Origin of the sequence: Dolichospermum compactum NIES-806, assembly GCF_002368115.1 — a bacterium.
Taxonomy (GTDB): domain Bacteria; phylum Cyanobacteriota; class Cyanobacteriia; order Cyanobacteriales; family Nostocaceae; genus Dolichospermum; species Dolichospermum compactum.
The window spans coordinates 4904433-4917790 of record NZ_AP018316.1 but is presented as its reverse complement, the minus strand read 5'-3'; the positions used below and the strand labels follow the sequence as shown (position 1 = coordinate 4917790).

10 protein-coding genes are annotated in these 13358 nt (G+C 40.2%); 5 read left to right on the top strand and 5 right to left on the bottom strand.

Annotation, left to right across the window (positions count from 1 at the left end; all coding sequences use genetic code 11):
• The first annotated feature begins 52 nt into the window (after positions 1–52).
• The gene (locus CA730_RS22905) at positions 53–343 is read left to right on the top strand and encodes a hypothetical protein (protein WP_096670834.1); all 291 of its coding nucleotides are present in this window, start codon (positions 53–55) and stop codon (positions 341–343) included.
• Between the two features lie 60 nt (positions 344–403).
• Entirely contained in the window at positions 404–3628 is a 3225-nt protein-coding gene (locus CA730_RS22900) for a helicase-related protein (RefSeq protein WP_096670832.1), read from the top strand.
• Positions 3629–3844: 216 nt separating this feature from the next.
• On the opposite strand, the gene CA730_RS22895 is transcribed toward CA730_RS22900, so the two are convergent.
• From CA730_RS22895 to CA730_RS22885, 3 genes are all read right to left on the bottom strand, one after another.
• Entirely contained in the window at positions 3845–4459 is a 615-nt protein-coding gene (locus CA730_RS22895) for a cytochrome c oxidase subunit 3 (protein ID WP_096670830.1), read from the bottom strand.
• A 90-nt stretch (positions 4460–4549) separates the two neighbouring features.
• On the bottom strand, positions 4550–6223 hold the full coding sequence (gene ctaD / locus CA730_RS22890) for a cytochrome c oxidase subunit I (protein WP_096670828.1): 1674 nt from the start codon (positions 6221–6223) through the stop codon (positions 4550–4552).
• 154 nt (positions 6224–6377) lie between these two features.
• A complete protein-coding gene (locus CA730_RS22885; protein ID WP_096670826.1) occupies positions 6378–7322 on the bottom strand; it encodes a cytochrome c oxidase subunit II in 945 nt (314 codons plus the stop codon).
• 496 nt (positions 7323–7818) lie between these two features.
• On the opposite strand from CA730_RS22885, the gene CA730_RS22880 reads away from it, so the two are divergent.
• Both CA730_RS22880 and CA730_RS22875 read left to right on the top strand, forming a co-directional pair.
• On the top strand, positions 7819–8745 hold the full coding sequence (locus CA730_RS22880; protein WP_096670824.1) for a COX15/CtaA family protein: 927 nt from the start codon (positions 7819–7821) through the stop codon (positions 8743–8745).
• Positions 8746–8849: 104 nt separating this feature from the next.
• Positions 8850–9800, top strand: a complete 951-nt coding sequence (locus CA730_RS22875) for a heme o synthase (protein ID WP_096670822.1) — start codon at positions 8850–8852, stop codon at positions 9798–9800.
• Between the two features lie 331 nt (positions 9801–10131).
• Here the strand turns inward: CA730_RS22875 and tnpA are convergent, their stop codons facing one another.
• On the bottom strand, positions 10132–10545 hold the full coding sequence (gene tnpA / locus CA730_RS22870; RefSeq protein WP_039201589.1) for an IS200/IS605 family transposase: 414 nt from the start codon (positions 10543–10545) through the stop codon (positions 10132–10134).
• 76 nt (positions 10546–10621) lie between these two features.
• Here tnpA and CA730_RS22865 point away from each other — a divergent pair, with 76 nt between their 5' ends.
• Positions 10622–11797 carry an RNA-guided endonuclease InsQ/TnpB family protein gene (locus CA730_RS22865; RefSeq protein WP_096671746.1) on the top strand — a complete coding sequence of 392 codons (1176 nt, stop codon included), beginning with the start codon at positions 10622–10624 and terminating at the stop codon, positions 11795–11797.
• A 179-nt stretch (positions 11798–11976) separates the two neighbouring features.
• Here the strand turns inward: CA730_RS22865 and CA730_RS22860 are convergent, their stop codons facing one another.
• A complete protein-coding gene (locus tag CA730_RS22860; protein ID WP_407919811.1) occupies positions 11977–12990 on the bottom strand; it encodes a hypothetical protein in 1014 nt (337 codons plus the stop codon).
• Positions 12991–13358: the final 368 nt, after the last annotated feature.

Sequence of the window (13358 nt, the reverse complement as noted above, 5' to 3'; positions counted from 1 at the left end):
TCACAGACAATTAAACAGTCAACTAATAACTATTAATCACAGGAGATTGAAAATGAAAGTAAGAGGCATAAAACGGGGACAGAATATAGAAATATTAGAACAACTTAACAATATTCCAGATGGAACAGAAATCATAGTAGACTTAGAAATAATAGACTTAGAATTTATTGAAAATCAAATCAGAAAACCAAAACAACCATTAACAGAACAGGAGAGACTAGCTAAACTAAATAAATTATTCGGTACTTGGAAAAATCAACCTGAACTAACCGAAATATTTGCAGAAATTGACAAAGAACGTCATGCTTATCAAGGTAGAATTATAAACTCAATTGATAATTAGGATAACGACTAAAGATTTTATAAATATTCCCAAGTTAAAATTAGATAACTGGTTAAAAAATTGAAACCTCTACGCGATACCTCTTGGAAAATCAGCTACTCCAGCAACACCCACAATACGATTGCTGACTTCTATATTCCTGCCTTAGAATCTGCCATCCAATATGACAGAAAATCAGGCTTTTTTAGCAGCGCCATTTTAAGTAAAGTAGCGCGGGGTTTAGGGGCAATGTTACACAATCAAGGCAAAATCCGGTTAATGATGGGATGCCAATTTAGTCCCCAAGACTTGCAAGCAATAGAACAAGGATACACATTACGGGATGCTTTACTAATTCGTTTAGATGCCGACTTAACACCACCAGAAAACTTTGCCCAACTCAAACATTTAGAAATACTCAGTTGGTTAATTCAAAATCAATATCTCGACATCAAAATAGCCATTCCTCTCCAAGAAAATGGACTTCCAGAAGATAGCATACAACAACTAGATCCTCAACATATATTTCATGAGAAAGTCGGCATCTTTACAGATAGCAACGGTGATAAATTAGCATTTAATGGTTCTAATAACGAATCTATTGCCGGTTGGGAGAAAAACGTCGAATCCTTTCACGTTTATTGTTCTTGGGAAGGAGGAAGAGAATTAGATAGAGTAGAAGAAGAAGTTTCCAGATTTGAACAACTGTGGTATAACTTATCCCCCAATGTCCGTGTATTTGAAATTCCCGAAGCAGTGCAACAAAAACTGTTAAATTATGCCCCAACATCTAAACCTACCTGGAATCCTCAAATTGAATTTGATTCTCGGCCAATAAAAAATGCTGACAGTTCACCGTTAACAGTTGACGGTTCACAGTTCACAGATAACCGAAAAAATACAGCCAACAGTCAACAATTAACAGCCATCAACGAAGAAGAAAAACAAGCATTTTACCAACTAGCGAATATTCATCAACATCCTGGATGTTTAGACTTTTGTTTAAAATCAATTCCCATAAAACCCTGGCCACACCAAATTAAAATATTGCGTCGGGTAGCAGAAACCTTTCCCAAAAGTTTTCTTATTGCTGACGAAGTTGGATTAGGTAAAACCATTGAAACAGGACTAATTTTACGTTATCTCCTCTTAGCTAAAAAAGCCAAACGGGTACTCATCCTTTCCCCTGCAAGTGTCCAACCCCAATGGCAAGAAGAATTAAGAGAAAAATTCAATTTACATTTTTGGAGTTACAATCAAAATTTGTTCACAGTTCACAGTTCACTATTAACTGAACAATACCGTCAGCAGTCAAAAATTAACAATCCCTGGAATAGCCAAGATTTAATTCTCGCTTCTTCCCATTTAGTGCGGAGAAAAGAAAGAATGCAGGAATTACTAGCAGCAGAACCTTGGGATTTAGTCATATTAGATGAAGCACACCACGCTAGAAGAAAAAGCCCTCAAAATCGCAAAGAAACACCGAATCGGTTATTAGAATTAATGCAGCAATTAAAGGATAAAACTCAAGCCTTAATTCTGCTTTCTGCTACTCCCATGCAAATTGATGCTATAGAAGTTTTTGATTTATTAAATTTACTAGGAATGCAAGGACATTGGAGTTATGGAGATAACTTCTGTAATTATTTTGAATCATTACCAAGTAGTGTAAAACCAGAAATCCTGAACTTTTGGCAAGTCATGTCTAATGACTATTTTCAACAAGGAGGAAAACCTTGTTCTCGATTACAGCAATTTTTAAACCAACAAGATAGAAATATTGCTTATAAAATGCAGGATTTATGGGAACGAGGTAGGAAAATCTCTAATCATAAACAATTATTAGCAGATGAAAATTTTATTAATACTTCCCGACAATATTTAACAGTTAATACTCCTTTAAAAGATTTGATGTTTCGTCATACCCGCGATACATTGAGACAATATTATCAACGCGGATTATTAACCCAAGATATTCCTAGTAGAATTGTTCAAGATAATGCCATTAGTTTAGAAATTAACCGTGAAGTTCCGCTTTACCAAGCTGTTAGTAATTATGTCCGTCATTTTTACAGACTAGCACAAAAAGATCAGCGTACCTGTCGCGGTTTTTTAATGACTTTGTACAGGAAACGTTTAACCAGTTCATTCTACGCTATCAAAGCATCTTTACAACGGGGTTTAGATTGTTTATTAACTAAACAAGGCAGTTTTATTACAGAAGATGATTATGCGGATATTGATGAAGCTAATGATGCAGTAATTTCGGGAATGGAATCTTTCTTTGAAGAAGTAGACCCCCAGGAAATTCAATATTTAGAAGATTTATTACAGCAATTTGAAAATACAGGAGAAGATAGTAAACTTTCCCATTTTATTCAGATTTTACGTCAAGAATTAAGCCAAAGAGAAAGTGCTATTGTCTTTACTCAATACACAGACACAATGGACTATTTACGAGATGCTTTAAAAGAATTATATGGTAGTCAAGTAGCTTGTTATTCTGGACGTGGTGGGGAATTATTAAAAGTTAACACTCAACATTCAACAGGGAACAGTGAACCTACTTGGTGTGTAGTTCCCAAGGAAGAAATTAAACGCAAATTTCGCCAGGATGAAATTAAAATTCTGCTTTGTACTGAATCTGCATCAGAAGGATTAAACTTGCAAAATTGTGGGGTATTAATCAATTATGATATGCCCTGGAATCCCATGCGAGTAGAACAACGGATAGGCAGAATTGATAGAATTGGACAAAGATATACTACTGTCCGCATTCACAATTTTTATTATGATGGCACAGTAGAAGCAAAAGTTTACAGAAAATTGCGCGATCGCATTAACGCCTTTGCTACAGTTGTTGGGAATCTCCAACCCATTTTAGCTAAAGTTCCCACATTCATTGAACAAGCTGCGATGAGTGCAGATCCAGAAGAAGAGGATGTATTAATGTCTGAGTTTGATTCAGTATTAGATGCGCCTCTACGTTCAGGAATTGAAGCAATGGTGACAATGGATTTGGATGCTGATTTAGCGGAAATTCAAAAGCCTATTCCACCCACTCCCTTCACACCAGAAAGCATTGAACATTTATTTACCACATCAACAATTTTAAAATCTGCTGGGGTGATTTTTCAGCCAAACGGGGAAAGAACTTGGTTACTTATCTATAAAAGCCGCGAATACCAGATCACTTTTTACCCAGATATGTTTGATGAAATGCCTTCCCTGAGAGTAATAAATTTTGGAGAACCCTTGTTTGCCGAGTTTTTGCAGATGACACAAAACTTATGGGTAAGTAGGTGAACACAATAAAACCAATCTGTGTAAAGAAAAGTAAGAATGTTACCCAACAAAATATTTGACAAAATATTTGATAATTTTGATAATGTTGGGTTGCGCTGTCGCTTAACCCAACCTACTATATACTCATACCATAAATAATAACCAGTACAAACAAAAAAACCCCCTTGGGGGGATTGTAGGTTATTCGAGTGGAGTGAACAACTAAGTAATAAATACCTAGAGTAAATAGAGTAATCCGAATAAAATAATCCAAATTACGTCTACAAAGTGCCAGTAAATTTCCGCTGCTTCAATACCGAAGTGGTTTTCATTGCTGTAGTGTCCGGGAGTAAGCGATCGCCACAAAACTGCTAAAATCGCTAAAACGCCGATAGTAACGTGCAAGCCGTGAAAACCAGTCAACACATAAAATGTACTAGCGAATAAATTGGTAGTCAGACCAAACTCCAAATGAGTATATTCATAAACCTGACCCGCCAAAAAAATCGCCCCCATGACAGCGGTAATTGCCAACCAAAACCGCATTCCCTTCGTATCATTCTTTTTAATAGCCGTATCAGCATTGTGCATCACAAAACTACTAGCTATCAAAATAGAAGTATTCACAGTGGGTAACAACAATTCTAATTCCGGTGTCCCTGTCGGTGGCCAGACAGGAATAGTTGAACGGTAAGTCAGGTATGCACCAAACAAACCCATAAAAATCATGCCCTCAGCCACCAAAAACATAAATAGACCAGTCAAGCGATGATCTGGATGTGCTTCATGATGAGAAATCACCGCATGGTGATCTAGTTCAGTTGTCGCCGTGTCAATAATTTGACCTTGCATAAATTTTTAGTTGTCAGTTGTCAGTTGTCAGTTGTCAGTTGTCAGGAGGAAGAAAACAGAAAAATCTTCCCCCTACGCCCTGTCCCTTTTCTAAAGTGCTGATTCAGTTTGGGGAGTTAACACAGGTTCAGTTTCAATTCTTTCCTCACTGACCCCATAATCGTATGGACCAGTAGTCAAAACAGGGAGAGTTTCAAAATTCTCAATACTAGGAGGGGAAGAAGTCATCCATTCCAAAGTCAGTGCTTGCCAAGGATTATTGCCCGCTTTTTCCCCATAGAACCAACACCAAACCGCATTGACGATAAATGGTAATGTCGAAACCGCCAATATATAAGATCCGTAAGTACAGATTTGATTCAAACTTGTGAACTTAGGATCATATTCAGCAATGCGGCGGTTCATACCCATTAATCCCAGTTTGTGCATGGGCAAGAAAGTCATATTTAAACCAATCATGGTTAAGGCAAAATGCACCTGACCCCAAAATTCGTTCAGTTTCCGTCCCGTCATTTTCGGGAACCAGTGATAAATAGCCGCAAAAATTCCTAACACACTGCCACCAAACAAAACATAGTGGAGATGTGCCACCACAAAGTAAGTATCGTGAACGTGAATATCAAAAGGAACTGCGGCCAACATTACCCCGCTAATGCCACCAATCACAAAAGTTGCTAAAAAGCCGATAGCAAACAACATGGCACTGGTGAAGCGGATTTTACCACCCCAAATAGTTGCCAACCAACCGAAAATTTTAATCCCAGTGGGGACAGCGATGATCATTGTCGTGATCATGAAAAACATCCGCAACCAACCGGGAACACCGCTGGTAAACATATGGTGCGCCCAAACGATTAACCCTAAAAAGCTGATAGCTAGAGATGAAAAAGCGATCGCTTTATAACCAAAAATTGGTTTCCGGGCATGAATTGGCAGAATTTCCGAAATTGCCCCAAAGAAAGGCAAAATCATAATATAAACCGCCGGATGAGAATAGAACCAGAACATATGTTGGTAAACAACAGGATCTCCCCCACCAGTCGGGTTAAAAAACGTTGTTCCTGCCAGCAAATCAAAACCCAGCAAAATCAAAGCCGCAGCTAACACGGGTGTAGATACCAACACCAAAGCCGAAGTTGCAATCATCGCCCAACAAAACAAAGGCATTTGGAAAATGCCCATACTGGGAACACGCATCTTCCAAAGGGTGACGATAAAATTAATCGCCCCCAAAATCGAAGAAGTTCCTAAAAGCAGGATACTCATAATCCAAATCCCCTCACCCACCTGGCCTGTCACCAAACTCAGAGGTGGGTAAGAAGTCCAACCAGCATCCGGGGCATCACCTACCGCCAAACTAGCAACCAGTAATACACCTGCGGGGGGAACCATCCAAAAAGCTACCGCATTCAGACGCGGAAATGCCATATCTCTCGCCCCAATCATCAGCGGGATCAAATAGTTGGCAAATCCTGCTCCTGTTGGCACAATCCACAAAAAAATCATGATTGTGGCATGGAGAGTAAACAGACTGTTGTAAATTTCTGGTGTAACAAAATCTACCTCTGGAGTCCGTAATTCTGTCCGCACCAAATCAGCCATTACGCCGCCAATGCAGTAAAAAACAAAGGATGTTACCAGATATTGAATCCCAATTACCTTATGGTCTGTACTAAAACCGAAAAAGTCTCGCCAATGCCTTTCCCCATGTTCTTCAGCATGGTTAGGGACATGAGCAATTTCTTCTAACTGTGCTTGTGTCATATTTTCAAAAAAGAGTCACCGAGTCAGGAGTTTAGGAGTCAGAAAGGAGAAGGATTTTCTTCCCCAAACGTCCGCCTCCTCCCCCTGTGTGAATGTATAACTTAAAGGTTCAAAATCTCTTCCTGTAACTGCTGCAACTCAAGTAATTCCCAAACTACTTAATTTGATGCAGAATTTCTGAGTGAATGCCCATATCGTGAGTGTAAGGAGAGAGAAATTCGTCAGCAGTCATGGACATAGAATTCACAGCTACCGCTTGATTAGGAATATCTTTACCAGCAATTAGCTGTTCTTGCATCCAACTATCAAAAGCTTCCTGTGTTTCCACAACTACTTGGCTTTTCATCACTCCGTGATATGGTCCACACAATTCAGCACAAATTAGGTCATAATCACCCGCTTTTCTGGGAGTAAATCGCAAATGGGTTTGTCTACCAGGAATAGCATCCTGTTTCACCCGAAATTCAGGAATCCAAAAGGCGTGGATGACATCGTTAGCTGTCATATTGATTTCCACTGTTTTGCCAATGGGTAAATGCAGTTCACCCGTTGTTACGTCCTTATCTGGATAGTTGAATAACCAAGCATATTGGATTCCAGTGACGTTAATGGTTAATTCTGGCGGTTTTTTAACTTCATCAGAATTTGTATTTAACTGTGACACTTGTACAGTCGCAGCCATTGCCGTTCCCGGCATATTCATGGCATTTTCCATCATCGGGGCAGCATGAGCCGAATGGGGATCAAAACCACCCATGTTGTTATACACATCAAAACTGTAGAGAGAAATACCGATAACGATAATTGCGGGGATCGCTGTCCACAGTATCTCTAGAGGTACATTACCTTCAATGGCTGGCCCATCTTCATTGTCTCCAGCCCGACGACGATATCTAATAACAGCGTAAATTAAAACACCTTCAACAATCAAAAATATGCCTGTAGAAACAGTCATCATGGTGTTGAATAGACCATCTACCAAAGGGGCTTCGTCGGAGGCCGCTACAGGTAACAGACCGTGATTTTGACCGTACCAGAGACTGGCAAGTGTGAGGACAATGCCAATGAGTAATGTCCAGATTGCATTTGGAATTTTCACGGCTGATTTTGTGATTAATTGACTATTTTATCTCAATACCTTGGATTCGTAGGTTGGGTTAAGCGACAGCGCAACCCAACAAAGCAAAAAATGGCAAAGGTATTTTTGTCTGTAAGTTACTTCACTTGTTAAAGTAACTCTACCTACTAAGGTAGTGCAGGCAATGAGATATAGTGTCCGCTGGTCTGAAATCTTTATTAATTTTTTCGATTAAGAACACAATTTTGAGTACAAGGGAGATAAGTTGTCTTGCCGAGATTAGATGACAATTAGTCCAAAAATTTTCGGAAATTTCCATTAATTCTCATTGATTAATTATTTCCATCTGCAAAACAGCACGAAATCTTACAGCGAAAACTAGCTAAAGTGATCCAAAGTGTAAGGGAAAGCTGATTTCTACATTTTGACCTATAGGTTAGGGTGAGTAGAGGTTGGTACTAAATCAAAATAGAAAATTTTCAACTGTTCTTGCACAAGCGGTCCGAAGGTATTGTTAATGAATGAATTTGTCCTAGAACAACAAAATAAAGCGGCCACAGTAGCACAACAGCCCCAGGAGATGATTCGTCGCTTGGTGTGGAAAATATGCGTAGCCACCTTGATTTTGATGGCTATAGGCAGTGCTACCCGCGTCATGAATGCTGGACTTGCTTGCCCTGACTGGCCTTTGTGCTATGGGGAGTTAGTTCCAGCCAAGCAAATGAATCTCCAAGTGTTTTTGGAGTGGTTTCATCGCCTGGATGCGGCTTTAATTGGTTTTAGTGCGATCGCCCTTTGTGGTTTATCCTGGTGGCATCGTCAATATTTACCCAAGTGGCTACCTTGGGCATCCACATTTGCCCTGTTTTTAATCGTATTCCAGGGGATTTTGGGAGGACTGACTGTAACTGAATTATTGCGGTTTGATATCGTTACCGCCCATTTAGGAACAGCACTACTATTTTTCACCACTTTGTTAATTATCGGTACAAGTTTGAGTCCCTATCAAGGCACGGGAACAGTAGGAAAGTTGCCTTGGGTGGGTTTAACTGCTGCTGTTTGCGTCTACTTGCAAAGTCTAGTTGGTGCTTTAGTAGGTTCGCGTTGGGCTTTACACCAATGTTTGGCAGGTGAACAACTTTGTGATGTCATGTACAGTCATATTTTTGGCTTAGTACCGCCAACCATCGCCACTTTAGCAGTTGTTTTCATTTCTTGGCGCACACCAGCGCTGCATCCAGCTTTGCGAAAACTAGCAAATATGGCTGGTGGCTTGTTGATTTTACAACTCCTCTTGGGTGTGGCTACCTTCCGGTTACATTTACAAGTTGAACCTCTCACTGTTTCTCACCAAGCTATCGGTGCGACTTTACTGGGGACTTTGGTAGTATTTACAGTTTTATCACTGCGGGATGGTTTACTTCCTCCGTCACAAACACAGTAAGCCAGTTTTACTCCTGACTCCTGACGTAAATCCATAAAATCTCATTGTCCTCACAGCCAGCGGTTTGCTGACCAGTTCTTGAAAAATAAGGAAAAAGACCTAAAATGATTGAGACTAATGTCTCTCGTCGTCAACACGACACATTTCTCCAAGTCGTTCAAAGTTACTACCAGCTAACCAAACCCCGAATTATTCCCCTACTGTTAATTACCACTGCTGGGAGTATGTGGATAGCCGCAAAGGGTGAGGTAGATCCTTGGTTGTTAATTATTACCATGATTGGTGGAACTTTAGCCGCAGCGAGCGCCCAAACCATTAACTGTATCTATGACCGAGATATAGATTATGACATGGAGCGGACACGCCATCGTCCTATGCCCTCTGGGAAAATCCAACCCCGGGATGCGTTAATTTTTGCGATCGCCCTGGCTGTACTTTCTTTTACCCTCCTCACAGTATGCGCCAATCTTCTAGCAGCATTTTTAGCCTTCTCTGGCATCATCTTTTATGTTTTAGTCTATACTCACTGGCTCAAACGTCATAGCACCCAAAATATCGTCATTGGTGGTGCCGCAGGGGCAATTCCCGCTTTAGTTGGTTGGGCAGCAGTCACAGATACTTTAAGCTGGGCAGCTTGGCTAATTTTTGCGATCGTCTTTTTGTGGACACCCCCCCATTTCTGGGCTTTGGCACTTATGATTCGTGATGATTACGCCAAGGTAGGCATCCCCATGTTACCCGTAGTCGTAGGTGACGAAGCAACCGTCAGGCAAATTTGGTTTTATACAGTAATTACTGTCACAGCCACCATCCTGCTGTTTTATCCCCTACGCGCCAGTGGCATTGTCTATGCTGTTATTGCCTTGACTTTAGGTGGAGTATTTGTCCATAAGTCTTGGCGCTTACTGCAAAATCCCGAAGATAAAACCATCGCCCGCGAGTTATTTTTGTATTCCATTTCCTACATGATGCTATTGTGTTTGGCAATGGTGGTAGATAGTTTACCCATTACTCATCATTTAGTGAGTACAGTGCTTCATCAATTGCACTTGTAGTCAAGAACTAAAGAATAACGCTCAAAACATAGATCCTCGACTTCTCAAACAAGTCGGGGATCTTTTTGATGGCGAGTATTGACTCTAGTGCAGCTTGGCGTAAATAAATAGACCATTAAATAGCTAGGACTTTACCTTTATATGTCCACTTGAAAGGTTTAGCCATTGTTGTATTAAAATAGTTAATAAAATCAAGGATTTTAGCTTAACCGACAGAAGCCCCACGTCTCACTCTTAGGAGCGTGGGATGAATGGCGCGTGAGTTGACGACAGTTCCCTGACTAATGTGCGTAGCACGAAGGAAGGGAACATGGAGGAAACGAACACTTTCTTATTCTTCCGGTGAATTTTGATTTTCAATATATTTTCGTAACGTTGAGATAGTTACCCCACCACAACTAGCTACAAAATAAGACCCATTCCAAAAAACATCTTTCCAATAAATTTTGGCTAAATGTTCCGAAAATTCTTGGCGTAACTTCCTAGAAGAAACTGATTTAAGATTATTTATCAGTTTGCTTAATTCTAAGTCCGGGTGGTATTGAAATAAGCAATGGATATGATCCTCTTCTCCATTGAACTCCACAAGCTTGCAATCCCATTTAACTAATAGCTCTTCTAAAATGACGTGCAGCCGCCGTAACATCTCTCCAGTAAAGGCTTTACGCCTATATTTTGTCGTTAAAACTAGATGTACTTTTAAGTCGCTGACCGACCTTCCCTTTAAGACAAAATCATTTTTCATGAGCCTCTTGCCATATCTCTTGCAATTGGTGTATACTAAAATAGTAACACCAACACCAGAAAAAGGCAATAATCAGGTGCGGACATCCTACCAATACAAAATTAAACCAACAAAAGAGCAAGCAGAAAAGATTGATAAAACACTAGAAATGTTGCGGTATCAATATAATTATTTGCTGGCTCAACGGTTTCATTGGTATGAACAAAACCGTTCTCCTATTGATAAATGTTCCATTTTCGTTTGCTATCTACCAGAACTCAAGGATAAACCAAATTATTACAGTCAAAAAGCATCATTAACTCAACTTAAAAAAGACCGTCCTTGGTACACAACAATTCATTCTCAGGTGCTACAGGAAGTCCCTAAAAAAGTTGAGTTAGCCTTTGACCGATGGTTAAAAGGCGATGTAAATGGTAAGAAATCTGGAAAACCTAGATTTAAAGGTGCGGGGCAATATAAAACTTTCACTTTCCCCCAATTCAAGCAACATCACTTTGTTAATAACAGAATCACGTTATCAAAAATAGGTGATATTAAAGTAATTGTTCATCGTCAAATACCCGATGGGTTTAATATTAAAACTGTGTCTGTCACTAAAAAAGCAGACGGGTATTATGTAACTCTAAGTCTTGACGACAAAACAGTTCCAACGATTAAACCTGATTTTAATGCTAATAATATTGTTGGTATTGATGTAGGTTTAATAGATTTTATCGTCACTTCAGACGATGAAAGAATTGCCGCCCCTAAGTTTTTGCGTAAAGCTGAACGTAAATTACAGTCAGCACAACGTCGTGTTTCTCGTAAGAAGAAAGGATCTAATCGTCGTAAAAAAGCTATTAAAAAACTGGGTATTCAACACAAGAAAGTATCAGATACCCGCAAAGATTTTCATTTTAAAACTGCAAACAATCTACTGAAAAAATATGATGTAGTAGCTGTTGAAAAGTTAAACATCAAGGGACTTGCTAGAACAAGATTGGCAAAAAGTATTAACGATGCGGGTTGGGGACAACTTATTTCAATACTAACAGTCAAAGCCGAAAATGCTGGGCTGAAAGTAATCGCTGTAAATCCAAACGGAACAAGCCAAGAATGCTCTAGTTGTGGTAACAAAGTTAAAAAGCCGCTATCCCAAAGAACGCACAATTGCCCTAACTGTAAGGTCAGTTTGTGCCGGGATTTGAATGCTTCAATTAATATCAAGAACCGTGGGACACACGGTCTTAAAGCTCAGTCAATGTCTTCATAGAAGAGTCGCGCTCGTTGCCCACACTCACCCGTTCGCGTAAGCGTGCCGCAAGGCATAGGGGAGTGTGTGGAGTATGTCACTTTTGAGGTCATCCAGGCTATTAAAACTGGCTCGTTTCAGCGCAGAATCTCAGCGGCTTTAGCCGCTGAGATTGTCAACATCCTCTGGTTCCAAATCACCTAATTCGTTTCCTGAATCTGTAATCTAATGGTATGTTCTGTTGTACCGCTTAATTGCAGTTCCATGATTTCCCCTCCTAGAGGTTCTATGCAGGTGAGGAGCGATCGCAAATTAGGCGTACTTGCACCAGTATCTACATATAATCTATCTGCTAAACTACTGATTTTTTTCCAGGTCATATACAATTTGCCAATGGTTTGTTCAATTTGCGATGCCTGATTTACCAAGTCAGCAGCAATACTTAAACAACCGACTCTCTGGGCTTCTTCTAATGCGGTTTCAATATCCACATCTTCCGCTATTAAGGCTTGAACTTGGGCGGCTGATTTCAGGTACTTGGCTAATTGACGGGCTTCGGAGGTGGCTTGTTTGACAGTATCAACGTCAGGATTGGCGGCTATATCCCTTTGTAATGCCTTTTGATGCAATTCGGGCAGTTTTTCCATTTCCTTGACTAGAGGGGCAATGTAGCGCGGTGGCAAGCTGTTATCTGCGGCTTTTTCCCTGACTTCTTCTGGTAATAAATCCGAGGACATGGCTGTCCATTCGTCACTGAGTTGACGGACTTCTCTGCGGGTAATGCGATCGCCTTTTTCTGCGGCTTCACTCACCATCTGTTGCACTTCCGGTGCGGCTTTGGCGGTTTCTACAAATGCCCGTTTACTAAAGTTATTAACTGTATCTGGGTTCAGTTTGCCATCTGATATCAAGGTATCAGCACTATTAGCTAATTGAATCCAACTATAGGCTTGAGTTTTACTGATTTCGCGTTCTTTGAGCCATTTCAGAAACCCTGTACCGCGCCCATCGCCGCCCTTCTTCTCTCGGTCACGGATAGAACGTAAAATCCGGCCTCGCCAAATTTCTGTTTGCAAGTCAAAGCGATCGCATACCTGCCATGCTACATCAAGTTGTTGTAAAAAATCAGACTCAGGAATTTGTTCATCTTCAGGATCAGGTAATGCAAAGTCTAAATCTGCCGGCTGTTGGAGTGCAGCAGCAATGTCATTCATGGAGTCGGTATCTTGCACGATAGATAGCTGGTTGGGGTATGCGATTTAGCTTATGTTCACACAATTTGCGTCTGGGAAATCGGTAAATCAAGCAAGTAAGTATTTTACTTTAAAAATTAAATTTTAGGTGACTGGGAAAATGAGAAAATGAAGAAATTGGGAGGTAGAGCAAATAAAGGGGCTAAAGAAAATATTTATCTAGGACTTACGCACGCTCACTAATTTACCATGATACGAATGAACGAAATTGCGTCGTTTTCGGCTTTGGGAATAACTTATTGAGTAAGGTGCGTCAGATAGAGGGATAGGACTTACGCAAGTGTCACACTAAAAATCTGTTGTAGGGTGCGTCAGACTGCATAAATCCT